This is a genomic window from Streptomyces sp. HP-A2021 (assembly GCF_022807935.1).
Lineage (GTDB): Bacteria > Actinomycetota > Actinomycetes > Streptomycetales > Streptomycetaceae > Streptomyces > Streptomyces afghaniensis.
The window spans coordinates 7,635,001-7,660,731 of record NZ_CP094344.1 but is presented as its reverse complement, the minus strand read 5'-3'; the positions used below and the strand labels follow the sequence as shown (position 1 = coordinate 7,660,731).

The 25,731-nt window shown below is 70.4% G+C and carries 19 protein-coding genes and 2 rRNA genes; 5 read left to right on the top strand and 16 right to left on the bottom strand.

The window, feature by feature from the left end; genetic code table 11:
* Positions 1-56: 56 nt before the first annotated feature.
* Both MQE23_RS34615 and MQE23_RS34610 read right to left on the bottom strand, forming a co-directional pair.
* Positions 57-683: an NUDIX hydrolase gene (locus MQE23_RS34615; protein ID WP_020275045.1), complete on the bottom strand. Its 627-nt coding sequence runs from the start codon at positions 681-683 to the stop codon at positions 57-59.
* A 115-nt stretch (positions 684-798) separates the two neighbouring features.
* Entirely contained in the window at positions 799-2,457 is a 1,659-nt protein-coding gene (locus MQE23_RS34610; RefSeq protein ID WP_020275046.1) for a CTP synthase, read from the bottom strand.
* A gap of 519 nt (positions 2,458-2,976) precedes the next feature.
* On the opposite strand from MQE23_RS34610, the gene MQE23_RS34605 reads away from it, so the two are divergent.
* Both MQE23_RS34605 and MQE23_RS34600 read left to right on the top strand, forming a co-directional pair.
* On the top strand, positions 2,977-4,779 hold the full coding sequence (locus MQE23_RS34605) for a glycoside hydrolase family 15 protein (RefSeq protein ID WP_020275048.1): 1,803 nt from the start codon (positions 2,977-2,979) through the stop codon (positions 4,777-4,779).
* A gap of 69 nt (positions 4,780-4,848) precedes the next feature.
* Positions 4,849-6,231, top strand: a complete 1,383-nt coding sequence (locus MQE23_RS34600) for an FAD-binding oxidoreductase (RefSeq protein ID WP_243381177.1) — start codon at positions 4,849-4,851, stop codon at positions 6,229-6,231.
* On the opposite strand, the gene MQE23_RS34595 is transcribed toward MQE23_RS34600, so the two are convergent.
* Positions 6,218-7,174 carry an LLM class F420-dependent oxidoreductase gene (locus MQE23_RS34595; RefSeq protein ID WP_243381176.1) on the bottom strand — a complete coding sequence of 319 codons (957 nt, stop codon included), beginning with the start codon at positions 7,172-7,174 and terminating at the stop codon, positions 6,218-6,220. The genes MQE23_RS34600 and MQE23_RS34595 overlap by 14 nt on opposite strands.
* Positions 7,175-7,300: 126 nt before the next feature.
* Between MQE23_RS34595 and MQE23_RS34590 the strand changes: the two genes are divergently transcribed.
* Positions 7,301-8,944: a PucR family transcriptional regulator ligand-binding domain-containing protein gene (locus MQE23_RS34590; RefSeq protein ID WP_243381174.1), complete on the top strand. Its 1,644-nt coding sequence runs from the start codon at positions 7,301-7,303 to the stop codon at positions 8,942-8,944.
* Positions 8,945-8,956: 12 nt separating this feature from the next.
* Here the strand turns inward: MQE23_RS34590 and MQE23_RS34585 are convergent, their stop codons facing one another.
* The 5 genes from MQE23_RS34585 to MQE23_RS34565 form a co-directional block, all read right to left on the bottom strand.
* On the bottom strand, positions 8,957-10,102 hold the full coding sequence (locus tag MQE23_RS34585; protein WP_243381172.1) for a glycosyltransferase family 4 protein: 1,146 nt from the start codon (positions 10,100-10,102) through the stop codon (positions 8,957-8,959).
* Between the two features lie 212 nt (positions 10,103-10,314).
* Positions 10,315-12,033, bottom strand: a complete 1,719-nt coding sequence (gene recN / locus MQE23_RS34580; protein WP_243382864.1) for a DNA repair protein RecN — start codon at positions 12,031-12,033, stop codon at positions 10,315-10,317.
* A 168-nt stretch (positions 12,034-12,201) separates the two neighbouring features.
* On the bottom strand, positions 12,202-13,107 hold the full coding sequence (locus MQE23_RS34575) for an NAD kinase (protein ID WP_020275056.1): 906 nt from the start codon (positions 13,105-13,107) through the stop codon (positions 12,202-12,204).
* On the bottom strand, positions 13,104-13,919 hold the full coding sequence (locus MQE23_RS34570; RefSeq protein ID WP_243381171.1) for a TlyA family RNA methyltransferase: 816 nt from the start codon (positions 13,917-13,919) through the stop codon (positions 13,104-13,106). The genes MQE23_RS34575 and MQE23_RS34570 overlap by 4 nt, the downstream gene beginning before the upstream one ends.
* Before the next feature lie 7 nt (positions 13,920-13,926).
* Positions 13,927-14,247: a hypothetical protein gene (locus MQE23_RS34565; protein ID WP_037671444.1), complete on the bottom strand. Its 321-nt coding sequence runs from the start codon at positions 14,245-14,247 to the stop codon at positions 13,927-13,929.
* Between the two features lie 41 nt (positions 14,248-14,288).
* Between MQE23_RS34565 and MQE23_RS34560 the strand changes: the two genes are divergently transcribed.
* Positions 14,289-14,636 (top strand): sterol-binding protein, encoded by a 348-nt coding sequence (locus tag MQE23_RS34560; protein WP_010046015.1) that lies wholly within the window; start codon positions 14,289-14,291, stop codon positions 14,634-14,636.
* Here the strand turns inward: MQE23_RS34560 and MQE23_RS34555 are convergent.
* The 4 genes from MQE23_RS34555 to MQE23_RS34540 form a co-directional block, all read right to left on the bottom strand.
* Entirely contained in the window at positions 14,620-15,480 is an 861-nt protein-coding gene (locus tag MQE23_RS34555; protein ID WP_020275060.1) for an ABC transporter ATP-binding protein, read from the bottom strand. The genes MQE23_RS34560 and MQE23_RS34555 overlap by 17 nt on opposite strands.
* The gene (locus MQE23_RS34550) at positions 15,477-16,517 is read right to left on the bottom strand and encodes an iron chelate uptake ABC transporter family permease subunit (protein WP_020275061.1); all 1,041 of its coding nucleotides are present in this window, start codon (positions 16,515-16,517) and stop codon (positions 15,477-15,479) included. Before MQE23_RS34550 ends, MQE23_RS34555 begins: the two co-directional genes overlap by 4 nt.
* A complete protein-coding gene (locus MQE23_RS34545) occupies positions 16,514-17,557 on the bottom strand; it encodes an iron chelate uptake ABC transporter family permease subunit (RefSeq protein ID WP_037671450.1) in 1,044 nt (347 codons plus the stop codon). Before MQE23_RS34545 ends, MQE23_RS34550 begins: the two co-directional genes overlap by 4 nt.
* 156 nt (positions 17,558-17,713) lie before the next feature.
* Positions 17,714-18,745 (bottom strand): HAD hydrolase-like protein, encoded by a 1,032-nt coding sequence (locus tag MQE23_RS34540; protein ID WP_037671453.1) that lies wholly within the window; start codon positions 18,743-18,745, stop codon positions 17,714-17,716.
* A gap of 72 nt (positions 18,746-18,817) precedes the next feature.
* Between MQE23_RS34540 and MQE23_RS34535 the strand changes: the two genes are divergently transcribed.
* Positions 18,818-20,110, top strand: coding sequence for a DUF1015 domain-containing protein (locus MQE23_RS34535; protein ID WP_037671456.1), 1,293 nt, complete (start codon positions 18,818-18,820; stop codon positions 20,108-20,110).
* A gap of 76 nt (positions 20,111-20,186) precedes the next feature.
* Here the strand turns inward: MQE23_RS34535 and MQE23_RS34530 are convergent, their stop codons facing one another.
* The 4 genes from MQE23_RS34530 to MQE23_RS34515 all read right to left on the bottom strand — a co-directional run bounded on the left by MQE23_RS34530 (position 20,187) and on the right by MQE23_RS34515 (position 25,491).
* Positions 20,187-20,924 carry a tetratricopeptide repeat protein gene (locus MQE23_RS34530; RefSeq protein WP_243382861.1) on the bottom strand — a complete coding sequence of 246 codons (738 nt, stop codon included), beginning with the start codon at positions 20,922-20,924 and terminating at the stop codon, positions 20,187-20,189.
* Complete coding sequence (locus MQE23_RS34525) at positions 20,816-21,841, bottom strand: hypothetical protein (protein WP_243383008.1); 1,026 nt, start codon at positions 21,839-21,841, stop codon at positions 20,816-20,818. The genes MQE23_RS34530 and MQE23_RS34525 overlap by 109 nt, the downstream gene beginning before the upstream one ends.
* Before the next feature lie 308 nt (positions 21,842-22,149).
* Positions 22,150-22,266, bottom strand: a 5S ribosomal RNA gene (gene rrf, locus MQE23_RS34520).
* 105 nt (positions 22,267-22,371) lie between these two features.
* Positions 22,372-25,491, bottom strand: a 23S ribosomal RNA gene (locus MQE23_RS34515).
* Positions 25,492-25,731 lie beyond the last annotated feature (240 nt).

Here is a 25,731-nt window from a genome sequence, read left to right as displayed (position 1 = left end):
CACACCGCGCAGGGCATGGGGCGCGGTACGGGGTGCAGGGCGGGATTCGGACACCTTCACGCCTCGAAGGGACGCGCCGGCCACGGCGCCTGGGCCGGGCGCAGGGCGTCCAGACCGTCGCCGGCGCGCGCGGCGACCAGGGAGAGGACGCCCACGACGAGACAGTTGTTGTGCAGTTCCCCGGCCAGCACGCCGCGGACGAGGTCCTCGACCGGCACCCGGTCGAGCTCCATGTCGGCCTCTTCCTCCTCGACCGCGAAGCGCTCGCCCTCGGCCTCGGACAGACCACGGGCGAGAAAGATCCTGACGGCCTCGTCGCAGCCGCCGGGGGTGGTGTAGACGTCGGTCAGCACCCGCCAGTCCTCGGCCTTGACGTGCGCCTCCTCGTACAGCTCGCGCTGGGCGGCGTGCAGCGGGTTCTCGCCGGGGACGTCGAGCAGACCGGCCGGGATCTCCCACAGCTTGTGGCGCACGGGGTGGCGGTACTGGCGCAGGACCAGGACGCGGTCGGCCTCGTCGAGGGCGAGGACGGCCACGGAGCCGGGGTGGACCTGGTAGTCGCGGCCGACCACGGTGCCGTCGGGCATGACCACGTCGTCGGTGCGGACGGAGGTCTTGTTGCCCACGAAGGGGGTGTCCGTCGCCCGGATCTCCCATTCCTCCGGGGTGTCCTTGATCGTCATGCCTGTCCTTCCACGTGCCCGGCGCGACTGCGCGTGCCGGGCCCGACGTGCCGAAAAGAAACCGGGGTGCACACCCTTTGAAGGGATGCACCCCGGCCACCGTACAACTGGTGTGTTACTTCGAAGTCTTCCGCTCGACCGCGGCCTTGACGAGCCCGGCGAACAGCGGGTGCGGGCGGGTCGGCCGCGAGCGCAGCTCCGGGTGCGCCTGGGTGGCGACCAGGTACGGGTGGACGTCACGGGGGTACTCGACGTACTCGACGAGCTTGCCGTCCGGCGAGGTGCCGGAGAACAGGATGCCCGCCCGCTTCTCCAGCTCCGCGCGGTAGGCGTTGTTCACCTCGTAGCGGTGCCGGTGGCGCTCCTCGACGTACTCCTTGCCGTCGTACACCTCGCGCACGATCGAGCCCTCGGCCAGCTTCGCCGGGTACATGCCGAGCCGCATGGTGCCGCCCATGTCGCCCTCACCGGCGACGATGTCGAGCTGCTCGGCCATCGTGGAGATGACCGGGTGGGCGGTGGCCGGGTCGAACTCGGTGGAGTTGGCGTCGCCGATGTCGGCCAGGTTCCGCGCGGCCTCGATCACGATGCACTGCAGGCCCAGGCAGAGGCCGAGCAGCGGGATCTTGTTCTCGCGGGCGTACTTGATCGCGCCGACCTTGCCGAGCACGCCGCGGTCGCCGAACCCGCCGGGGATGCAGATGCCGTCGACGTCGCCGAGCTGCTGGGCCGCGCCCGCCGGGGTCTTGCAGTCGTCGGAGGTGACCCACTTGATCTTGACGCGGGCGCGGTTGGCGAAGCCGCCGGCGCGCAGTGCCTCGGTGACCGAAAGGTAGGCGTCGGGCAGGTCGATGTACTTGCCGACCAGCGCGAGGGTGATCTCGTGGTCGGGGTTGTGGACACGGTCGAGCAGGTCGTCCCAGGTCGTCCAGTCGACGTCCCGGAACGGCAGGTCGAGCTTGCGGACGACATAGGCGTCCAGGCCCTCGCCGTGCACGGTCTTCGGGATGTCGTAGATCGAGCGGGCGTCGGGGCAGGCGACCACGGCGGCCTCGTCGACGTCGCACATCAGCGAGATCTTCCGCTTGATCGCGGTGGGGACCTCGCGGTCGCAGCGCAGCACGATCGCGTCCGGCTGGATACCGATGTTGCGCAGAGCCGCAACCGAGTGCTGGGTGGGCTTCGTCTTCAGCTCACCCGAGGGGCCGATGTACGGCAGGAGCGAGATATGGACGACGAAGACGTTGTCACGGCCGACCTCGTGACGGACCTGGCGGACGGTCTCCAGGAACGGCAGCGACTCGATGTCGCCGACCGTGCCGCCGACCTCCGTGATCACGACGTCGACCTCGTCCGTCGCCATGCGGCGGATGCGGTGCTTGATCTCGTTCGTGATGTGCGGGATGACCTGCACGGTGTCGCCCAGGTACTCGCCGCGGCGCTCCTTGGCGATCACGGTGGAGTACACCTGGCCGGTGGTGACGTTCGCGGAACCGTCCAGGTCACGGTCGAGGAAGCGCTCGTAGTGGCCGATGTCCAGGTCGGTCTCGGCGCCGTCGTTGGTGACGAACACCTCACCGTGCTGGAAGGGGTTCATCGTGCCCGGGTCGACGTTGAGGTACGGGTCCAGCTTCTGCATCACGACGCGCAGACCGCGGGCCTTGAGCAGCATGCCGAGGCTGGAGGCCGTCAGGCCCTTGCCGAGCGAGGAGGCGACACCCCCGGTGACGAAGATGTGCTTGGTCGTCGAATTACGAAATGCGGCGGGCGGCATGGCCAAGACGGGGCTCCCGTGGTCGCGGTCTGGGGGTGCGGTACGGCTGCCTGCCGGAGGTTTCCGGGGGGTCGCCGTCGCTGCGGTTCGGGGGTTTGCTGCCCACCGGTCCACGGGCTACCAGCGTATCAGCGCCGCGGGGGGATGGCTTCCGGCCACGCTCCGCGCACGCACCGACACGGAGACGGTCACCCTCACCGGTCTCTCACCCCTTGCTCACTCGTTCGGCGTACTCGCCTTGCCTGGACGGGCACCCGGAACATCGGCGTGCGTCGTATCCTGCTCGGACACTCGCTGCCGAGCCCGCCGGCCCAACGGCACCACCCCCCGCCCGTAAGCACCGGAACAACGTGAGCTCGTCAGTTCGTTGAGCAACAATTGGCGCTTTGCATCACGGCTGAGTGACCTGTTTTGCTTCATCGCTCAACGACGCATTGCAAGACTTGCTGAAAATCCCCCTTGACCGCACTAGCGACAGCCCCCTTGCGGGGTGACGTGGCCGTTCGACTGGAGTTGCACGTGGCCGGGCGCATCGAAGACTACGCACTCATCGGAGACATGCAGACCGCTGCCCTGGTCTGCCGGGACGGCACGGTGGACTGGCTGTGCCTGCCCCGCTTCGACTCGCACGCCATCTTCGCCGGCCTGCTGGGCAACGAGGAGCACGGCTTCTGGCGGCTCGGCCCGGCGTACGCCTCCGACCAGCAGCCGCCCACCGCGGCCCGGCGCAGCTACCGCGGTGACTCGCTGATCCTGGAGTCCGAGTGGGACACCCAGCGGGGCACGGTCCGGGTGACGGATTTCATGCCGCCGCGTGACGGCGCCCCGCAGCTGATCCGGATCGTGGAGGGCGTCTCGGGCCGCGTGCCGATGCGCTCGGCGCTCAGGATGCGGTTCTCCTACGGGCGGGTGGTGCCGTGGGTGCACAAGCACGACGGGCGCACGGTGGCCGTGGCGGGCCCCGACTCCGTGTGGTTCGACACATCCGCGGAGACGTACGGCAAGTCCCTGACGACGTACGCGGATTTCACGGTCGCGCCGGGTGACCGGATCGCCTTCACGATCTCCTGGCAGCCCTCGCACAAGGAGCCGCCGCCGCTGCCCGAGCCGGAGCAGTCGCTGGAGGCGACGGAGGACTTCTGGCGCGAGTGGGTCGACCACTGCACGTACCACGGCCCCTACCGGGAGGCCGTGGTCCGCTCGCTGATCACGCTGAAGGCCCTGACGTACGCCCCGACCGGCGGCATCGTCGCCGCGCCGACCACCTCCCTGCCGGAGGACATCGGCGGCGTCCGCAACTGGGACTACCGCTACACGTGGCTCCGGGACGCGGCGATCACGCTGTCCTCGCTGCTGCGCACCGGCTACCGCGAGGAGGCCCGCGCCTGGCGCGAGTGGCTGCTGCGGGCCGTGGCGGGCGACCCGGAGAACCTCCAGATCATGTACGGCATCGCCGGCGAGCGCGAGCTCGGCGAGGCGGAGCTGGACTGGCTGCCGGGCTTCGAGAACTCCACCCCGGTCCGGGTCGGCAACGGCGCCGCGCACCAGCTCCAGCTGGACGTCTACGGCGAGGTCACCGAGGCCCTGCACCTGGCCCACATGACGGGCCTCGCCCGCAACGACTACGCCTCGCTGCTCCAGCTGAAGCTGATCCGCTACCTGGAAGACCACTGGCAGGAGCCGGACGAGGGCATCTGGGAGGTGCGCGGCCCGCGCCGCCACTTCGTGCACTCCAAGGTGATGGCCTGGGTCGCCGTCGACCGCACGATCAAGCTGATCGAGTCCGGCGACGCGGACGGCCCGCTGGAGCGGTGGAAGGAACTGCGCGACGACATCCACCGCGACGTGTGCGAGAAGGGCTACGACAAGGAACGCAACACCTTCACGCAGTCGTACGGCTCGAAGGAGCTGGACGCGTCGCTGCTGCTGATCCCGCAGATGGGCTTCCTGCCGCCGGACGACAAGCGGGTCATCGGCACCATCGAGGCGATCCAGCGGGAGCTGTCCACGCCGGACGGCTTCATCCTGCGCTACCCGACGCAGGGCGACAACGAGGGCGTCGACGGCCTGCCGGGCGACGAGGGCGCGTTCCTCGCCTGCTCGTTCTGGATGGCCGACGACCTGGCGATGATCGGCCGGGTGGACGAGGCCCGCAAGCTGTTCGAGAAGCTGCTGTCGCTGCGCAACGACCTCGGCCTGCTGGCGGAGGAGTGGGACCCGCACCTCCAGCGCCAGGTGGGCAACTTCCCGCAGGCGTTCAGCCACGTGCCGCTGATCGACACGGCACTGCGTCTGACGGCTTCGGGCGCCTACGGCGGCTGAGCGGGCCCGACCGGCCATGGCCCCCTAGTCTGGAAACGGACGATTGCCCCTTTTCGGAAGGGGGCGGCCATGGCTTCCCTCTCGAAGGCGGGCGCGGCCCTCACCGCGCTGCGCGAGGATCTGACCGGCGACGTGTTCGCCCCGGAGGACCCGGGCTACGACGAGGCCCGGGCCGTCTTCAACGCCATGATCGACCGACGGCCCGCCGTGCTCGCGCAGTGCGCCGACGAGGACGACGTCGTGCGGGCCGTGCGGTTCGCCAGGGAGCTGGATCTGCCGGTGGCGGTCCGGGGCGGCGGCCACAGCGTGGCGGGCATGGCCGTGGGCGAGGGCGGCGTGGTGGTCGATCTGCGCCGGATGCACGAGGTGACCGTGGATCCGGCCGCGCAGGCGGTCCGGGTCGCAGGCGGGGCCACGATGAGCCACCTGGACCGGGCCACCGAGCCGTACGGACTGGCGACGACCGGCGGCCGTGCCTCCACCACGGGCGTCGGCGGTTTCGTGCTGGGCGGCGGCACCGGCTGGCTCGACCGCTGGTGCGGCCTCGCCGTCGACAACCTGCTCGGTGTCGAACTCGTCACCGCCGACGGCACCCGGATCCACGCGAGCGCCGACGAGAACCCGGACCTGTTCTGGGCGCTGCACGGCGGCGGCGGGAACTTCGGCGTCGCCACGGCGCTGACGCTGCGGCTGCACGAACTGCCCGAGTTCTCCATCGCGCTGGTGCTGTTCCTGCCCGAGCACGGGCCGGAGGTGGTGCGCACCTACCGCGAGGTGATCGCGCACGGGCCCGACGAGGCGGGCGGCGGCGTCCTCTACTTCACCGGCCCGCCGGAGGATTTCGTACCCGGGCACCTCGTGGGCAGGCTCGTGTGCGGCATGCTGCTGACGTACGCCGGCGGCGAGGACGACCTGCGCAAGGTCGCCCAGCCCCTGCTGGCCCTGCCGCACGAGGCCGAGATCGTCGGCACGATGCCGTACGCCGACGTCCAGTGCATGATCGACGACCCGCCGGGGATGCGGAACTACTGGTCGGCGGAGTACCTGGTGGGCGCGCCGGACGACTTCGTGGACGTCTTCTGCGCCCGGGCCGAGTCCATGCCGGTGCCGACCGGCACCCAGCACGTGCTGTTCCCGCAGGGCGGGGCGATCGCCGACGGCCCGGGCGAGTATCCGGTGCCCTACCGGGACGCGCCCTGGGCGGTGCATCCCTTCGGCATCTGGGAGGACCCGGCGGACGACGAGCGGTGCGTGCGGTGGGTTCGGGACGTGCGCGCCGACGTCCGGCCGTGGAGCACCGGCGCCGTCTACCTGAACTTCATCGGCGACGAGGGCACCGACCGGGTGGTGGCGGGACTGGGCACCGAGAACACCCGGCGGCTGGCGGAGCTGAAGCGGCGTTACGACCCGGACAACGTGTTCCGCTTCAACCACAACATCACGCCGGCCTGAGGGCCGTGAGCGTCCGCTCCCCCGCCGGGTCGCCCGCCGTGGCCGGGACCAGGGCGATCTCGTCGAGGCCGGCCTCGGCGTAGGCGTCGATGCGGGCGCGGACGGTGCCGACGTCGCCGACGAGCGCGACCGTGTCCGCGGCCTCGGGCGGCAGGGCCCGCAGCAGGGTGTCGGGGTCGGCTCCCTTGGCGGCCAGTTCGACGACCGCGGCGAACCCCGCCTCGACGAACATGTCGCTGTAGCCCGGAACGGTGAGATAGCCGGCGACGCTGCGCAGGACCTGGGTGAGCGTCTCGGGCTCCGGGTCCACGGCGGCGGGCAGCCAGGCGGCCAGCCGGGGCGGCGTACGCCCGGCCCGCTCGGCGGCGGCGAGCATCCGGGCCCGCAGCATGCGGACCTGCTCGGGGGAGACGAGGTCGAGCAGCATCCGGTCGGCGTGCTCGACGGCCGCGGCGACCGCGCGTTCGCCGAACGCCGCGACGGTGAGCATGCCTCCGGGCGGCGGGAGACGGCGCGGGAAGCCGCTGCCGGGCACGATCGGCTCGCCCGGCCGGCTGTCCATCAGCGCGCGCACGGCCGCCGCCGACTCCGCGAGGGCGGCGGCGGGCCGGGTCCGCGGCCGGCCGTGCACGCCCTCGACGACCCGCTTGCTGGAGGTGCCCAGGGCCACGCCGACGGGCCGACCGGTGACGGCCGCGGTGGACGCGGCGCCCCGCACGATGGTGAGCGGGTCGCGCACCGACACCGGCACGGGACCGGCCGTCAGGGTCGCCTGTCCGGTGGCCGCGCCGATCGCCGTCGCCAGGACGAACGAGTCCCACGTCGGTCCCTCGCCCGCCCACACCTCTCGGTACCCGAGCCGGTCGGCGAGCACCGCCACCCGCAACGGCTCCTCGACCGGACTGTCGTCCTCCCGCCCCACGGCGACCACGCTGATGTCCATGACCGCGCCCGTACCCGGTCGATCACGCCGTAATCCGGGGAGACCCTCTGCGGGCTCCTGGAGGTGATCGTCCCGGTGCCCCGCCGGAGATGTCCCGCAGGCACCCGCGCGGGTAGCGTCCGGCTCATGGAGACCGGGACGGACAGCGGCTACGGCACCCAGGCCGCCGGGATCACCGTGCAGCGGGCACTGGAGCTGCCGGGGCTGCGCAGCGGGCTGCCCGAGGTGCTGGCGGGGGCCGACCGGCTGGGGCGGACCGTGCGCTGGGTGCACGCCGGTGAGGTGCCGCACATCGCCTCGCTGCTCAAGGGCGGCGAGCTGCTGCTGACCACGGGCTACGGCCTCGGCACCCGCCCGGCCGAACAGCGGGCGTTCGTCCGCACGCTGGCCGAGCGCGGCATCGCCGCCCTGGTCGTGGAGCTCGGCCCGCGCTTCACACGGCTGCCCGCCGCCCTCGTCGACACGGCCCGTTCGGCCGGGCTGCCGCTCGTCCAGCTGCACCGCGAGGTGCCGTTCGTCACGGTCACGGAGGAGATCCACACCGAGATCGTCAACGGCCACTACGCGCTGCTCCAGCGGGCCGAGGAGGTGCACCGGCGGTGCACGGAGGCCCTGCTGGGCGGCGGCGGGGTTCCCCAGGTCCTCGGCATCCTGGCCGACTTCGGCGGCAATCCCGTCTTCCTGGAGACGACGGACGGGCAGTTGCTGTACGCCGCCGGGGCCGGTCCCGAGGGCGCGGACCCGCTCCAGGTGTGGGAGGGGCTGCGCGGCCAGCACAAGGACGAGCCGCCGCTCGCGGGCTCGGTCCTGGTGGACGTGCCGGGCGGCGGACCCGGCAGCGGGGGCGTCCGCGCGCGGCTCGTCCTGCTGCCCGTACGGGCTCCTCTGGCGCCGGTGCACCGGATGGCGGCCGAGCGGGCCGCGGGCATCCTGGCCGTGGTGCTGATGCAGGCACGGCAGGAGGAGGAGCTGGCGGCGCGCGGGCGCGGCGACTTCCTCACGGACCTCGCCGAGGGCCGGGTCACGGCACAGGACGCCCCGGCGCAGGCGCGCGTGCTGGGTTTCCGGCCGGGCGACGGCCCGCTGCTGCCGGTCGTCATGCGGCTCGGGGACGCCCTGTCGCCGGGGGGAGGCTGGGCCGTGCTGGCCCGGGCGGTGTCCGAGGAACTGGCCTCGGTGGGCGTGCCGGTGCTGCTCGGGGTACGGCCGGTGGAGGGCCGGGTGCTGGTGCTGCTGGGGCTGCGCTCGGAGCCGGAGCGGGCGACGGTCGCGGAACGGGTCGCGGTGGCGCTGCGCACCGGGGTCGGCCGGGCCGGGATGCTGCGGCCGGGCGGACCGCCGCCCGTGGTGGTCGTGGGGGTGGCGGGCGGCTGGACGGCTGCGGCGTCGGGCCTGCGGCACGCGGCCGAGACGGCCACGGCGGCCCAGGGCCTGCCGGACCGGCCCTGGTACGACGCCCGGCGCCTGGACATCGATCTGCTGCTGTGGCGACTGCGCGACCATCCGGACCTGGCCGCCTTCGTCGACCGGGCCCTCGGTCCGCTCCTGGAGCACGACCGGCGCTCCCGACCGCCGCTGCTGCCCACCCTGTCGACCTACCTCGCCCACGCGGGACGCAAGGCGGAGACGGCCCGGGAGCTCCACCTCAACCGGCAGACGCTCTACAACCGCCTGGCGCGCATCGGGGAGTTGCTGGGCACAGACCTCGACGACCCGCAGACGGTACTGGCCCTGAGTCTGGCGCTGCGGGCCCGCAGGCACGTTCCCTAGCGCCCGGGATGTCTAGGCGAGGGGCCGGGGCTGGGTCAACTCGTCGTACACGCTGAGCACTTGGGCGACCGTCTCGTCCTCGCTCGGCCAGGTCGCCGCCTGCCGCGCGCCCTTGGCCTTCATCAGCTCCCGGCGCTCGGGGTCGCCGAGCAGGCGTACGACGGTGCCGGCGAGCGCCTCCGCGTCGCCGCGCGGGACGAGTTCGGCCGCGTCGCCGACGAGTTCCGGGATGCCGCCGACGTCGGTCGCGACGAGCGGCACGCATGCGTGGAGGGCCTCCTGGGCGAGGACGGAGCGCGCCTCCTCCCACCGGCTCGGCAGCAGGGCGAGGTCGGCGGCGGCGAGCAGGTCGGTGATGTCGTCGCGCCGCCCGATGAGCCGGACGGGCAGCTCCTCGCCCTCGATCCGCTCCTGGAGTTCACCGCGCAGCGGCCCCTCGCCCGCGATCACGACCAGGGGCACCGGATCGAGCCGGCGCCAGGCGCGCGCGGCGTCCAGCAGCACGTCGTACCCGCGGTGCCGCTCCAGGGAGCCGACGGCCATCAGCAACGGCCGTCCGATGGCGCCGAGTTCGGCACGCACCTTGGGCCGCAGCCGGTCGGGGTCGTCGGGCTCCAGGGGCCTGCGGGGGCCGGGCAGTGCGACGGCCGCGAGCCGCGCGTCCCGCGCGCCGGTCCGCCTGGCCCGGTCCACGAGGGCCGAGGTCGTCCCCAGCACCACGGTGGCCGCCTTCACGACCCGCCGCTCCAGCACCCGCAGCAGATGGGCGCGGGCGCCGTCGGCGTGCGCCCGGTCGTGCCACGTCACGACGAGCGGAGTACGCACGCGCCGCCCGCTGAGAGCGAGCACGGTACGGAACGAGGCGTGCAACCCGTGCGCGTGCACCAGATCGGCGTCGGCACAGGCCGCCCGCAGGGCCGCGACCGACACCGGGTCACTGCTGCGCGGCACATGCACATGGTCCGCCCCGACACCGCTGAAGTCATAGGCGCGATCCGCCTCATAGGGGGCGCACACCGTGACTTTCACGCCCCGCGCGACGAGCCCCGCAGTCAGGGAGCGCACATGCGCACTGCTGGCCGCATTGCCTCCGCCCAGCACCTGCACGGTGCGCAACGGCGACTGGCCATGCGGTGAGTGGCTGCTCACGGGGGTCACGTGGCCGGGCTCCTGGTTCGGGTCGGGCAGTCACCGCGCAGGATTCCCACGCGTCCTCCGCCAAGGATGCCAGGACATATGCGGGTTCCGGGAACGCCCCGAAGCCCGGCGGCGCGACAGCGGGGCGCGGCATCGGGGAGACGCGCCGGGCCGGGTCACCCACACGAGTGAAGATCGGCGCATCTCCCGTCAACTACGCGACCGCTCCTGCGCTACAGATCCGCCCGAGCCGTCGCCAGCAGCTCCTCCGCGTGCGCCCGGGCCGTCTCCGAATCCTCCTGGCCGGCGAGCATCCGGGACAGCTCCCGGACCCGCTCCTCCCCTTCCAGCACCTTCACACCGGAACGGGTGACCGACCCGTCGTTCGTCTTCTCCACCAGCAACTGCCGGTCGGCGAAGGCGGCGACCTGCGGCAGATGGGTCACGACCACGACCTGCGCGGTCCTCGCCAGGCGCGCGAGCCGCCGGCCGATCTCGACCGCCGCCTTGCCACCGACACCGGCGTCGACCTCGTCGAAGAGATACGTCGGCACGGGGTCCGTCCCCGCGAACACGACCTCCACGGCCAGCATCACGCGGGACAGCTCACCACCGGACGCCCCCTTGGCGATCGGCCGCGGCGGTGCGCCCGGGTGCGGGGCCAGCAGCAGCTCGACCTCGTCGGCCCCCGCGGGCCCGTACGCGACCGGACGGCCGCCGACCTCGACGCCGTCGGGGTCCTCGGTCTGCCGGATGTCGAAGGACACGCGCGCGTGCGGCATGGCCAGCGAGGCCAGCTCGGCGGTCACTGCAGCGGCGAACCGCTCGGCGGCCTCCGTCCGCGCGTCCGTCAACGCCTGTGCGAGCCCGCCCAGTTCGGCCCGCAGCGCGTCCCGCTCGGCGGTCAGTTCCCCGATCCGCTCGTCGTCCCCGTCGAGTTCGGTCAGCCGGGCGGCACTGCGCTCGGCCCAGGCCAGCACGGCGGCGATGTCCTCGCCGTACTTTCGCGTCAGCCCGGTCAGCGCGGCCCGCCGCTCCTCGACGGCCGCCAGCCGCAGCGGATCGGCGTCCAGGTCGTCGGCGTACCCGGCCAGGTCCCCGGCCGCGTCGCGCAGCAGGATCCCGATCTCCCCGATGCGGTCGGCGAGCGCGGCCAGCGCCGGGTCGTGCGACCGTACGGCGTCCAGGGCCCGCTGCGCGCCCGCAACGAGCGTCCCGGCGTCGACGCCCTCCGGGTCCTCCGGATTGCCCGCGAGTGCCGCGTGCGCGACCGCGGCGGCGGACGCCAGCGCCTCGGCGTGCCCCAGCCGCTCGGCCTCCTCGGCCAGCTCCACGTCCTCGCCGGCCCGGGGCTCGACGGCCGCGATCTCGTCGAGCCCGTAGCGGAGCATGTCGGCCTCCTGGGCCCGCTCACGCGCCCGCGTGGTGATCTCGTCGAGCTCGGCGGAGACGGCCCGCAGCCGCTTGTAGGCCTCGCCGTACTTGGCCAGCGGCACGGCGACCGCGTCACCGGCGTACCGGTCGAGCGCCTGCCGCTGCCGGGACAGCTTGAGCAGCCCCTGCTGGTCCGTCTGCCCGTGCACAGCCACCAGCTCGTCGGCGAGCTCGGCGAGCACCCCCACGGGCACACTGCGCCCGCCCAGGTGCGCCCGCGAGCGCCCCTCGGCGGAAACGGTACGGCTGATCAGCAGCGCCCCGTCGTCGAGCTCGGCCCCGGCCTCCTCGGCGCGTACGGCGGCCGTGGCGTTGTCCGGGACGGTGATCCGCCCCTCCACGACGGCCTTCCCGGCCCCGATCCGCACGAGAGCCGGGTCCGCACGCCCGCCCAGCAGCAACCCGAGGCTGGTGACCACCATGGTCTTGCCCGCACCCGTCTCACCGGTGACCGCGGTGAACCCGGGCGACAGCTCGACGACAGCGTCGTCGATCACGCCGAGCGACCGTATCCGCATCTCCTCCAACACGGACACGACCTTACGAGGTCCGGGCAACCAATTGCGACTGGCCCGTCTCTGTCACCCACGCGGGTGGATACCGCCCCTCAGGGGCGCGGGGAACTGCGCGACAAGCCACAACGAGCCCGCACCCGCCCACCAAGCGAAACCGCCCCCCACAAACCGCTAGTGAGGAGCCCCCCGCCACCCGGAAACGGGCAGCGCGAACTTCGCCACCAGCCGATCCGTGAACGAAGCATGATGCAACCGAGCCAGCCGCACCGGCACAGCCCCCCGCCGCACCTCCACCCTGGCGCCCGGCGGCAACTCCACCGTCCGCCGCCCGTCACACCACAGAACCCCCGGCGGAATGTGTGGCAGAACCTCCACAGCCAACACAGAATCCGGCGATGTCACCAACGGCTTCGCGAACAAGGCATGGGCCGAGATCGGCACCATCAACAACGCCTCGACCTCCGGCCACACCACCGGCCCACCCGCGGAGAACGCGTACGCCGTCGACCCCGTGGGCGTCGCACACACGATCCCGTCGCAGCCGAACCCGGTCACGGGCCGCCCGTCGATCTCCAGGACGACCTCCAGCATCCGCTCGGCGGACACCTTCTGCACGGCCGCCTCGTTCAGCGCCCAGTCCGTGTGCACGATGTCCCCGTTGCGGTGCACCACGACGTCGACGGTCATCCGCTCCTCGACCTCGTACGCCTTGCTCACCACCCGGTCAACGACCTTGTCGAGGTCGTCCCGCTCGGCCTCCGCGAGGAACCCCACGCGCCCGAGGTTGACGCCGAGCATCGGCACGCCCGACGCCCGCGCGAACTCGGCACCGCGCAGCAGCGTGCCGTCACCGCCCAGCACTATGAGCAGCTCACACCCGTCGAGGCACTGCGGAGTGGCCTCCTTGACCAGCTCCACCTCGTCCGGCAGCGGCAGGTCACGCGCCTCGGCCTCCAGGACGCGCACGCCAAGACCGGAGCGCAGCAGTCCCTTCACGACGAGCTCGGCACTGCGCACGGCGGCGGGCCGCCCCGTGTGGGCGAGCAGGAAAACAGTACGAGCTCGGTTCTCGGTCAACGCGGCCCCTCCGCCACTGCACGGTCGACATCGGCCGGGTCCAGTTCCGGTGCCCCGGCCCGCAGCCACAGAAAGTATTCGACATTCCCCGACGGCCCGGGCAGCGGACTGGCCGTCACGCCCTTCACCCCGAGCCCCAGCCCCCAGGCCTTCTGGGCCACCCCCGTCACCGCTTCGGCCCGCAGCTGGGTGCTGCGTACGACTCCCCCGCTGCCCAGCCGCTCCTTCCCCACCTCGAACTGCGGCTTGACCATCATCACCAGGTCCGCGTCCGGCTTCACGCACCGCACCAGGGCGGGCAGGACCAGCCCGAGCGGGATGAAGGACAGATCCCCCACGACAAGATCCACAGGCTCCCCATCGATCTCTTCAAGTGTCAATTCGCGAACGTTCGTACGGTCCTTGACGGTGACGCGTTCATCGTTCTGCAGAGACCAGGCGAGTTGTCCGTATCCGACGTCCACGGCGACGACATGGGCGGCGCCCGCCCGCAGCAGGACATCGGTGAAACCGCCGGTGGACGCGCCGGCGTCGAGCGCCCTGCGTCCCTCGACGACCAGGCCCTGCGGCAGGAACGCCGTCAGCGCGCCGGCGAGCTTGTGGCCGCCGCGGGAGACGTAGTCGGGATCGTTCGCGTCGGCCGCGACGACGATCGCGGCCGCGGTCTCCACCTGCGTGGCGGGTTTGGTCGCGACGGTCTTGCCGACGGAGACCCGCCCGGCGGCGATCAGCTGGCCGGCATGCTCACGCGAGCGCGCGAGCTTCCGGCGGACCAGCTCCGCGTCGAGACGGCGGCGTGCGACTCCTGCCACGTTCGGTTCAGCTCCTAGGTCCGTGCTGCGACGGGGGCGCCGGGGGTCCCGGGCGGGCGTCGAGCGCGGTGAGCGCGTCGCGCAGCCCCCGGTGTACATCCTCGTACACCTCGAGGTGTCCGTCCGTGGCGAGGTGGTCCGCGTCACCGAGCCGGTCCAGGGCCGCGTCCACGTCGGCGTTGCCCGTAGGGGTGCGGGGAACGTTCAGCGGGGCGGGGGCGGCGGGGTCGTCCTCCGGTGCCGGCACCGGCTCAGGCCCGGGCTCCGGCTCCGGCTCGGGGGCGGGTTCCTCCTCCGCCACCGGCATTTCTGGAACTGCGTCTTCCATGCCCCGACGCTACCGCGAACCGCTGCGGTACCGTCGACGCGATGGCCACGATCGAGGAGTGCCGCAGCGCACTCGACAAGCTCTCCGACAACATGCAGCGCGCCGAAGGGGACGTCCGCGACGCGGCGGCCCTGGACCGTTCGGTGAGCTGCCACATCACGGACCTGGACGTCACCTTCGTTGGCCGTATGCGCGGCGGACGGATCGAGGTGCACGACACCGTGCAGGGACCGCCGCCGGACAGGGCCGAGATCAGGCTCGCCATGACGGGTGACGACCTGGTCGCCCTGGTCGACGGCGAGCTGAGCTTCGCCAAGGCCTGGGGCTCGGGCCGGGTGAAACTGCACGCGGGCGTGCGCGACCTGCTCCAGCTCAGGAAGCTTCTGTAGCGACCGTCTTCTCGGCCCCTGCCCCTGCCCCGACGCGTGCCTTCCGCGCCGCCGGCACGACCAGCGGCGTCCCCGTCTCCGGGTCGTCGATGACCTGGCAGCGCAGTCCGAAGACCTCCTCCACCAGGCCGGCCGTGACGATGTCCTTCGGCGCGCCCTCGGCGACGACCCGGCCCTGACGCAGGGCGATGAGGTGCGTGGCGTAGCGGGCGGCGTGGTTCAGGTCGTGCAGCACGGCGACGAGCGTGCGCCCCTGCTCCTCGTGCAGCTCCGCACACAGGTCCAGCACGTCGATCTGGTGCTGGATGTCCAGGAACGTCGTCGGTTCGTCGAGCAGCAGCAGCGGCGTCTGCTGGGCGAGTGCCATGGCGATCCACACGCGCTGGCGCTGACCGCCCGACAGCTCGTCGACGTAGCGGTCGGCCAGCTCGGCGACGCCGGTCTGCCGCATCGACTCCTGGACGACCCGCTCGTCCTCGGTCGACCACTGGCGCAGGATCCCCTGGTGCGGGTAGCGGCCGCGGCCCACCAGATCGCCGACGGTGATGCCGTCGGGCGCGATGGACGACTGGGGCAGCAGACCGAGCGTGCGCGCGACCTTCTTCGCGGGCATCGACTGGATGACCTGTCCGTCGAGCAGCACCCGGCCCGTACTGGGCTTGAGCATCCGCGACAGCGCCCGCAGGAGCGTCGACTTGCCGCACGCGTTGGGGCCGACGATCACGGTGAAGGAGTTGTCGGGTATCTCCACCGACAGTTGCTCGGCGATCACCCGCTGGTCGTAGGCGAGGGTGACGTTCTCGGCGGACAGACGGTTCACGGTGCTCCTTCGGTTCTTGCTCATATCCGGCCCGCCTTGCGTTCGGTGACCAGCAGCCACAGCAGATAGACACCGCCGAGCACGCCGGTGACCACGCCCACGGGCAACTGCTCGGCGCCGAACGCCCGCTGCGAGAGCCAGTCGGCGACGACCAGCAGGGCGGCGCCCATGCACAGGGAGGCCAGCAGGTTCGGGCCGGGCGCACGGGTCAGGCGCCGGGCCAGCTGCGGCGCGGTGAGCGCGACGAAGCTGACCGGACCGGCGGCGGCGGTCGCGGACGCGGTCAGCAGCACGGCCGCCACCATCAGCAGCAGCCGTACGCGCTCCACCCGCACCCCGAGGGCGTACGACACGTCGTCGCCCATCTCCATCATCCGCAGCCCGCGCGCGTTGCACAGGACGAGCGGCACGAGCACGGCGCACAGCCCGAGCAGCGGCCAGACCTGGGCCCAGTCGCGGCCGTCGAGGGATCCGGTCATCCACACGACCGCGCGGGCCGCGTCCACGATGTCGGACTTGGTGAGCAGATAGCCGTTGACCGCCGTGACGATCGCGGAGACACCGATGCCGACCAGCACCAGCCGGTATCCGTGCACGCCCCGCTTCCAGGCGAGCACATAGATGGCCAGGCCGGTCACCAGGCCGCCCACCAGCGCGCCGGCGGCGACCTGGTTGGCGCTCCCGGAGAACAGCACGATCACCGTGAGCGCGCCGGCCGTCGCTCCCTGCCCGAGGCCCAGCACGTCCGGACTGCCCAGCGGATTGCGGGAGATGGACTGGAACAGCGCGCCGCCGAGTCCGAGCGAGGCGCCGACCAGCAGCCCGACCAGGACCCGCGGCAGCCGCAGTTCGTTGACGATGAACTCCTGGCCTGCGTTGCCCTCGCCGAACAGTGTCCGCAGCACGTCGGCGGCCGGGATCGGGAAGTCGCCGGTGCCGATGAGCACGACACTCGCCGTGAGCGCCGCGACCAGCAGCAGGAGCACGACGGTCAAGGCACGCACGTCCAGGCGCACGGAGAGCCCGCCCGGGGTCCGCACGGCACGGTTGGTGGTCTTCACAGCTGCGCCGTCCTCCGCCGTCGTACGAGATAGATGAACACCGGTCCGCCGAGGATCGCGGTGACGATGCCCACCTGCAGTTCCGCGGGCCGGGCCACGATCCGGCCGATGACGTCGGCGCCGAGCAGCAGCACGGGCGACAGGATCGCCGCGTACGGCAGGATCCAGCGCAGGTCGGGCCCGGTGAAGGAACGCACGACGTGCGGCACCATCAGCCCGACGAACACGATCGGCCCGCAGGCCGCGGTCGCCGCCCCGCACAGCACGGTCGCGGCCAGCATGGACAGCGCCCGCGTCCGGTTGAGGTTGGCGCCGAGCGCCTTGGCGGTGTCGTCGCCCATGGCCATGGCGTTGAGCGGCCGGGACAACGCCAGCGCCAGCACCATGCCGGCCAGCAGGAACGGCACGACCTGCCGGATGATCGAGTCGCTCGCCGAGGACAGCGAACCGACCGTCCAGAACCGCATCTTGCCCAGCGCCGCGTCGTCCATGATCATCACGGCCTGGAGGTATCCGTAGAGCGCGGCGCTGAGCGCCGTGCCCGCGAGCGCGAGCCGCACCGGCGTCGCGCCCCGGCTGCCGCCCAGGAACCACACCAGCGCCCCGACTGCGGCCGCGCCGAGGAACGCGAACCAGACGTAGCCGCTGAGCGAGGTGATCCCGAGGAACGTGATGGCCGTGACGACCGCGGCGGAGGCACCCGCGTTGATGCCGAGCAGCCCGGGGTCGGCCAGCGGGTTGCGCGTGAGCGCCTGGAGAACCGCTCCGGCCAGACCGAGGGCGGCGCCGGCGAGCAGCCCGAGCACGGTCCGCGACAGCCGCTCCGCGACGACGACGTCGCCGTACGTCCCCGAGTCCTCGAACAAGCCGTGCCAGACCTGCCCGAGGGAGAGCTCTTTCGCTCCGATCGCGATACTCGCCAGCGCGACGAGCACCAGGATCGCAACGGCCAGGACGAGCCCGAAGGCCCGTATCGCCCGTCGAGTCGGGGGCGCGGGGGCGGTCTCCGCGCGCTGTTCGGGGGGACTGTCGACCAACACGCAGGTTAGGTTAGCCTACCCTGCCATTGGATCTCGATTCCGGAGCCCGGCCGCCGCCACGGACACCCCGGCGGAGTGTGCCCGCGCACCGCGGCCCCAACCCGGACTCGGAACCGCGGATCCGACGGGACTCGGAACCGCGGATCCGACGGGCACTCAAAGGCCCAGCCTCGCCAGCGACTTCCCCCCGTCCAGCTCGCACACTCCCGCACCGGCGGCCGTCCACGCCGCGGCACACAACGCGCGCAGCCCGTCCAGCGCCTCGCCGTCCCCGTCGAGCTCCAGCCGGTCCGCACCGGCCGTCGCCGTCCAGCCACCGCACCGGAACCCGCCGTCTCCCGCCTCCACGACATCCGGCTGGCCCCTGAGCATCCCGCGCAGATCGGCGTCCACATACGTCGGCCGGTGCTGCGGCGGCGCCGCCAGCAGCTGAGCGCCGTCCGTCACCCCGGTCAGGACGAGCAGCGAGTCGACCTCCCCGTTGAACGCGCCTTCGATGTCCGTGTCCAGCCGGTCCCCCACCACCAGCGGCCGCTCCGCCCCGGTCCGCAGGATGGTCTCCCGGTGCATCGGCGGCAGCGGCTTGCCCGCGACCTGCGGCTCGGCGCCCGTGGCGATCCGCACGACCTCCACAGCCGCGCCGTTGCCCGGCGCGATCCCACGCCCGCTCGGAATCGTCAGGTCGGTGTTCGAGGCGAACCACGGCACACCGCGCGCGACCGCGTAACTGGCCTCCGCGAAACGGCCCCACGGCAGCTCGGGGCCGCCGTACCCCTGCACCACCGCCGCCGGATCGTCGTCCGCCGACTCCACGGGCTCGAGCCCGCGCTCGCGCAACGCGACCCGCAGCCCGTCACCGCCGATCACCAGCACGCGGGCGCCCTGCGGCACCTGCTCGCTGATCAGCCGCGCGACCGCCTGCGCCGAGGTGATGACATCGTCCGCGCCCGTCGGTATACCGAGTTCGGTCAGATGCTCGGCCACGGTGTCCGGAGTCCGCAGCGCGTTGTTGGTGACGTACGCCAGGCGCATCCCGCCCGTCCGGGCCGTGGCCAGCGACTCGACGGCGTGAGCGATCGCGCTCCCGCCCGCGTACACGACACCGTCCAGGTCGAGCAGCGCCGTGTCGTACGCCTCGCTCAGGGCCCGCCCACTGCCCTCGGGCCTCGTCCTGACGCTCCGGCTCATCCCGCATCGCTCCTCGTTCGACGGCTTTCCCCCGATCATCCCCCATGCCACTGACAGCCGTACGATGCCGGGATGAACACAGCAGGTCACTCGGAAGCAACGGAGCGCCGAGGCCTGGAACTCACCCCGTTCCGAGGCCTTCGTTACGACCCCGACCGGGTCGGCAGCCTGGCCGCAGTGACGTCCCCGCCGTACGACGTCGTCGTCCGCCCCGACGGAGTGCACCATCTCCAGTCCGCCGACCCGCACAACATCGTCCGCCTGATCCTCCCCGAGGCCGCCACCCCCAGCGCCCGCAACGACCAGGCCGCAAAGACCCTGCGCCACTGGCTGTCCGAGGGCGTCCTGACCACCGACCCGCACCCCGGCCTGTACGTCTACGAACAACGGGACGGCAACGGCATGCTGCAACGCGGCATCATCGGCGCCCTGCGCGTCTCGGACCCGGCCGAGCAGGTGGTGCTGCCGCACGAGGACGTCATGCCGCACATCGTCGCCGACCGCGCGGCCCTGATGCGGGCCACCTCCGCGAACCTCGAACCCCTCCTGCTGACCTACCGCGGCGACGACTCGACGACCGCCACGGCGGACCTGATCGAGCGCACCGCCGAACAGCCACCGCTCCTCGCGACCACCACGGAGGACGGCTTCAGCCACCGCCTGTGGTCGGTCACCGCCCCCGCCGACCTGACGACGATCCAGAGCGACCTGGCCCGTCACCAAGCCCTCATCGCCGACGGCCACCACCGCTGGGCGACCTACCGCCGCCTCCGCACGGAACACCCCTCCCCCAGCCCCTGGGACCACGGCCTGGTCCTCCTGGTCGACACGGCCCGCTACCCCTTGCGCGTCCGCGCCATCCACCGCCTCCTGCACGGCCTGCCGGTCCTCGAGGCCGTGGCCGCCCTTGACGGCCACTTCCGCGTGCGCCGCCTCGAAATCCCGCTGTCCGAGGCCCTGGAGGCACTGGCGGACGCGGCCTGTGCGGGCAACGCGTTCCTGTTGGCCGGCGACGGTGCCTTCCACCTCGTCGACCACCCCGACCCGGACCTCCTGGCCCGCACGATCCCCGCCGACCGCCCCACCGCCTGGCGCACCCTCGATGCGACGGTCCTGCACGCCACGCTCCTCGACCACGTCTGGCGCATCCCCGAGGACTCCCCCGCGCACATCACCTACATCCACGACACGGCCGCCACGGTCGCGAAGGCGGAACGCGACGGCGGTACGGCCGTCCTGATGCACCCGGTCCGCGAGGAGGTCGTCCGCGACCTGGCCCGGCAGGGCGTCACCATGCCGCGCAAGTCGACGTCGTTCGGCCCGAAGCCGGCCTCGGGCCTGGTGCTGCGCGCGCTGGACCTCTGACGCACTGGTTCCTACGCGGTGGCCGAACACACGAACGGGGCGGATCCCGACCGGGATCCGCCCCTTCTGCGCGAGGTCAGTCCTTCTGCTCCTCGGCGGCGTCGCCGCCCTCACCCTCGCCCTCGTCCTCGTCCTCGGCCAGGGCGTCCATGAACTCCACCCCGTCCAGCTCGGCGAGCCGGTCCGAGGCGTCCGTGCTGCCGTCCCGGTCGGCCTCGACGGCCTTCGCGAACCACTCCCGCGCCTCGGGCTCCCGCCCGGCCGCCAGCAGCGCGTCGGCGTAGGCGTACCGCAGCCGCGCGGTCCACGGCTGCACGGAGTTGGAGGCCAGCTCCGGGCTCTGCAGCGTCACGATGGCCGCGTCCAGCTGCCCCATGTCCCGCCGCGCACCGGCCGCGACGAGCCGCATCTCGACCTGCCCGGCCTTGTCGAGCTTGTGCACCTCGGGCGCCCCGGCCATGTCCAGCGCCTTCTCCGGCCGCCCGAGCCCACGCTCGCAGTCGGCCATGACAGGCCACAGGTCGATGTTCCCCGTCATCCGCTTGGCGGCCCGGAACTCGGCCAGCGCCTCCCCGTACTTCTGGGTGGCATACGCGGCGAACCCGGCGGCCTCCCGCACGGCCGCGACCCGCGACGCCAGCCGCAGCGCCACCCGCGAGTAGCCGTACGCGGCCTCGGGGTCCTCGTCGAGGAGCCGCGCGACCATCACCAGGTTCTTCGCGACATCGTCCGCGAGCGTCTTCGGCAGGCTCTGGAGCTCCTGCCGTACGTCCTTGTCGATCTCTTCGCCCGTGACGTCCTCGGGGATCGGCAGCCGCTTGATCGGCTCCCTGTCCCGCTCCCGCTCCTCACGGAACCGGCCGCCGCCACGCCGGTCGTCACGACGGTCGTCGCGCCGGTCATCACGGCCCCGGAAGCCCCCGGGCCGCCCACCGCGATCGTCGCGCCGCGGGCCACGCCCACGGTCGTCCCGTCCGCGGTCGTCCCGCCCACGGAAACCGCCGCGGTCGCCGCGGGTGTCACGGCTGTCGTCGCGACGGAACTCGCCACGCTCGCTTCGAGGACCGTCGTCCCGACGGAATCCGCCACGCCCGCCCCGAGGGGCGTCGTCGCGCCGGAAACCGCCGCGCTCCCCGCGCTCGTCCCCGCGACGGTCGTCACGGCGCTCGTCACGGCCGCGGAAGCCACCGCGGTCGTCACGCCGGAAGCCACGGTCGCGGTCGTCGCCGCGGGGGCCGCGATCCCGGTCGTCACGCCGGAAACCGCGGTCGCGGTCACGGTCGTCCCCACGGAAGCCACCGCGGTCGTCACGCCGGAAGCCACGGTCACGGTCGTCGCCCCGAGGCCCGCGATCCCGGTCGTCGCCACGGAAGTTACGGTCCCGGTTGTCGCGGCGCTCCGGGGCACGGTCGTCGCGCCGGGGGAATCCTCCGCGGTCGCCCTCTCGCCTGTCGTCACGCCGGTCGTCACGGCGGTCATCCCGTCGGAAGCCACCGCGCTGCCCGCGGTCATCGCCCCGTCGATCATCACGCCGGCCGTCGTCACGGCGACCGTAGCCACCGCCACGGTTGTCGTCGCGGCGGAACCCGCCACGGTCCCGGTCGTCCCGCCGCTCTCCTCGGTCGTCCCGCCGGAAGGAGGGACGGTCTCCGCGGTCGTCACGCCGGAAGCCGCCCCGGTCACGGTCGTCCCTGCGCGGTCCTCGGTCGCGGTCGTCACGTCGGCCGCCACCACCACGGTTGTCATCACGCCGGAAGCCACCACGCTCGCCGCGGTCGCTCCGCTCACCTCGGTCGCTGCGGCGGAAGCCGCCACGGTCTCCACGGTCCCCGCGCTGACCGCCGCGGTCGCTCCGCTCCCCCTCCCGTCGCTGCTGGTCGCGCTCCGGTCGGTCGTCGGGAGAGTTGGTGGACATGGTGACTCCTGTCTTCGGTACCGCAAGTCATTCTCGCGCAGCCGGGTGCCCAGCGCGCAGTGCAAAAACAAAAAGGACCCCTGGTCCCAGCTGAACGCTGGGACCAGGGGTCCTTCCAAAGATTGTTCGGCGGCGTCCTACTCTCCCACAGGGTCCCCCCTGCAGTACCATCGGCGCTGTAAGGCTTAGCTTCCGGGTTCGGAATGTAACCGGGCGTTTCCCCTACGCTATAACCACCGAAACCCTAATGGTTTCGAGCGAACAAGCACACTCTTCAATTGTTTGTTCTGCTCAAAGCCGACAACCGTTCGTTGTCTCAGAACTAACACAGTGGACGCGAGCAACTGAGGACAAGCCCTCGGCCTATTAGTACCGGTCAACTCCACACGTTACCGTGCTTCCATATCCGGCCTATCAACCCAGTCGTCTACTGGGAGCCTTACCCTCTCTAGGAGGTGGGAGTCCTCATCTCGAAGCAGGCTTCCCGCTTAGATGCTTTCAGCGGTTATCCCTCCCGAACGTAGCCAACCAGCCATGCCCTTGGCAGAACAACTGGCACACCAGAGGTTCGTCCGTCCCGGTCCTCTCGTACTAGGGACAGCCCTTCTCAAGACTCCTACGCGCACAGCGGATAGGGACCGAACTGTCTCACGACGTTCTAAACCCAGCTCGCGTACCGCTTTAATGGGCGAACAGCCCAACCCTTGGGACCGACTCCAGCCCCAGGATGCGACGAGCCGACATCGAGGTGCCAAACCATCCCGTCGATATGGACTCTTGGGGAAGATCAGCCTGTTATCCCCGGGGTACCTTTTATCCGTTGAGCGACGGCGCTTCCACAAGCCACCGCCGGATCACTAGTCCCGACTTTCGTCCCTGCTCGACCCGTCGGTCTCACAGTCAAGCTCCCTTGTGCACTTACACTCAACACCTGATTGCCAACCAGGCTGAGGGAACCTTTGGGCGCCTCCGTTACTCTTTAGGAGGCAACCGCCCCAGTTAAACTACCCATCAGACACTGTCCCTGATCCGGATCACGGACCCAGGTTAGACATCCAGCACGACCAGACTGGTATTTCAACGACGACTCCACACTAACTGGCGTTAGCGCTTCACAGTCTCCCAGCTATCCTACACAAGCCGAACCGAACACCAATATCAAACTGTAGTAAAGGTCCCGGGGTCTTTCCGTCCTGCTGCGCGAAACGAGCATCTTTACTCGTAGTGCAATTTCACCGGGCCTATGGTTGAGACAGTCGAGAAGTCGTTACGCCATTCGTGCAGGTCGGAACTTACCCGACAAGGAATTTCGCTACCTTAGGATGGTTATAGTTACCACCGCCGTTTACTGGCGCTTAAGTTCTCAGCTTCGCCCCACCGAAATGGAGCTAACCGGTCCCCTTAACGTTCCAGCACCGGGCAGGCGTCAGTCCGTATACATCGCCTTACGGCTTCGCACGGACCTGTGTTTTTAGTAAACAGTCGCTTCTCGCTGGTCTCTGCGGCCACCCCCAGCTCAGAGCGCAAAGCTCATCACCAGATGTGGCCCCCCTTCTCCCGAAGTTACGGGGGCATTTTGCCGAGTTCCTTAACCATAGTTCACCCGAACGCCTCGGTATTCTCTACCTGACCACCTGAGTCGGTTTAGGGTACGGGCCGCCATGAAACTCGCTAGAGGCTTTTCTCGACAGCATAGGATCATCCACTTCACCACAATCGGCTCGGCATCAGGTCTCAGCCTTGTGTGCGACGGATTTACCTACCGCACGGCCTACACCCTTACCCCGGGACAACCACCGCCCGGGCTGGACTACCTTCCTGCGTCACCCCATCACTCACCTACTACCAGATCGGGTCACCGGCTCCACCACTTTCCTTTCCCCGAAGGGTCCGGAACGGCTTCACGGGCTTAGCATCACTGGATTCGATGTTTGACGCTTCACAGCGGGTACCGGAATATCAACCGGTTATCCATCGACTACGCCTGTCGGCCTCGCCTTAGGTCCCGACTTACCCTGGGCAGATCAGCTTGACCCAGGAACCCTTAGTCAATCGGCGCACACGTTTCTCACGTGTGAATCGCTACTCATGCCTGCATTCTCACTCGTGAACCGTCCACAACTACCTTCCGGTGCTGCTTCACCCGGCACACGACGCTCCCCTACCCATCACAGCCGGCGTTGGCCGTATTGCTGCAATGACACGACTTCGGCGGTACGCTTGAGCCCCGCTACATTGTCGGCGCGGAATCACTAGACCAGTGAGCTATTACGCACTCTTTCAAGGGTGGCTGCTTCTAAGCCAACCTCCTGGTTGTCTGTGCGACTCCACATCCTTTCCCACTTAGCGTACGCTTAGGGGCCTTAGTCGATGCTCTGGGCTGTTTCCCTCTCGACCATGGAGCTTATCCCCCACAGTCTCACTGCCGCGCTCTCACTTACCGGCATTCGGAGTTTGGCTAAGGTCAGTAACCCGGTAGGGCCCATCGCCTATCCAGTGCTCTACCTCCGGCAAGAAACACACGACGCTGCACCTAAATGCATTTCGGGGAGAACCAGCTATCACGGAGTTTGATTGGCCTTTCACCCCTAACCACAGGTCATCCCCCAGGTTTTCAACCCTGGTGGGTTCGGTCCTCCACGAAGTCTTACCTCCGCTTCAACCTGCCCATGGCTAGATCACTCCGCTTCGGGTCTTGAGCGTGCTACTGAAACGCCCTATTCGGACTCGCTTTCGCTACGGCTTCCCCACCCGGGTTAACCTCGCAACACACCGCAAACTCGCAGGCTCATTCTTCAAAAGGCACGCAGTCACGAGATGGAAGCAAGCTTCCATCCGACGCTCCCACGGCTTGTAGGCACACGGTTTCAGGTACTATTTCACTCCGCTCCCGCGGTACTTTTCACCATTCCCTCACGGTACTATCCGCTATCGGTCACCAGGGAATATTTAGGCTTAGCGGGTGGTCCCGCCAGATTCACACGGGATTTCTCGGGCCCCGTGCTACTTGGGTGTCTCTCAAACGAGCCGCTGACGTTTCGACTACGGGGGTCTTACCCTCTACGCCGGACCTTTCGCATGTCCTTCGCCTACATCAACGGTTTCTGACTCGTCTCACGGCCGGCAGACCGTGAAAGAGAGATCCCACAACCCCGTATACGCAACCCCTGCCGGGTCTCACACGCATACGGTTTGGCCTCATCCGGTTTCGCTCGCCACTACTCCCGGAATCACGGTTGTTTTCTCTTCCTGCGGGTACTGAGATGTTTCACTTCCCCGCGTTCCCTCCACACTGCCTATGTGTTCAGCAGCGGGTGACAGCCCATGACGACTGCCGGGTTTCCCCATTCGGAAACCCCCGGATCAAAGCCTGGTTGACGACTCCCCGGGGACTATCGTGGCCTCCCACGTCCTTCATCGGTTCCTGGTGCCAAGGCATCCACCGTGCGCCCTTAAAAACTTGGCCACAGATGCTCGCGTCCACTGTGCAGTTCTCAAACAACGACCAGCCACCCATCACCCCGAACCTTCGGTCCGAGTTCACTGGGGCCGGCACTGAGGAAAAATCCATTCCCTCAGACACCCAACAGCGTGCCCGACACAGCCAGCTGACCAGATCAGCGTTCCACGCTCCGAAGAGCAGTACTAGCGCCTGATCCATCCTGGACCGTGCCGAGTAGTCAACGTTCCACCCATGAGCAACCAG

Excerpts from the sequence above, each read along its gene's own strand:
- MQE23_RS34535 (WP_037671456.1), top strand. The coding sequence starts at position 18,818 with ATGAACACAGCAGGTCACTCGGAAGCAACGGAGCGCCGAGGCCTGGAA.
- MQE23_RS34565 (WP_037671444.1), bottom strand. The coding sequence starts at position 14,247 with ATGGAAGACGCAGTTCCAGAAATGCCGGTGGCGGAGGAGGAACCCGCC.
- MQE23_RS34595 (WP_243381176.1), bottom strand. The coding sequence starts at position 7,174 with ATGGACATCAGCGTGGTCGCCGTGGGGCGGGAGGACGACAGTCCGGTC.
- MQE23_RS34615 (WP_020275045.1), bottom strand. The coding sequence starts at position 683 with ATGACGATCAAGGACACCCCGGAGGAATGGGAGATCCGGGCGACGGAC.
- recN (WP_243382864.1), bottom strand. The coding sequence starts at position 12,033 with ATGCGGATACGGTCGCTCGGCGTGATCGACGACGCTGTCGTCGAGCTG.
- MQE23_RS34600 (WP_243381177.1), top strand. The coding sequence starts at position 4,849 with ATGGCTTCCCTCTCGAAGGCGGGCGCGGCCCTCACCGCGCTGCGCGAG.
- MQE23_RS34610 (WP_020275046.1), bottom strand. The coding sequence starts at position 2,457 with ATGCCGCCCGCCGCATTTCGTAATTCGACGACCAAGCACATCTTCGTC.
- MQE23_RS34560 (WP_010046015.1), top strand. The coding sequence starts at position 14,289 with ATGGCCACGATCGAGGAGTGCCGCAGCGCACTCGACAAGCTCTCCGAC.
- MQE23_RS34555 (WP_020275060.1), bottom strand. The coding sequence starts at position 15,480 with ATGAGCAAGAACCGAAGGAGCACCGTGAACCGTCTGTCCGCCGAGAAC.
- MQE23_RS34590 (WP_243381174.1), top strand. The coding sequence starts at position 7,301 with ATGGAGACCGGGACGGACAGCGGCTACGGCACCCAGGCCGCCGGGATC.
- MQE23_RS34540 (WP_037671453.1), bottom strand. The coding sequence starts at position 18,745 with ATGAGCCGGAGCGTCAGGACGAGGCCCGAGGGCAGTGGGCGGGCCCTG.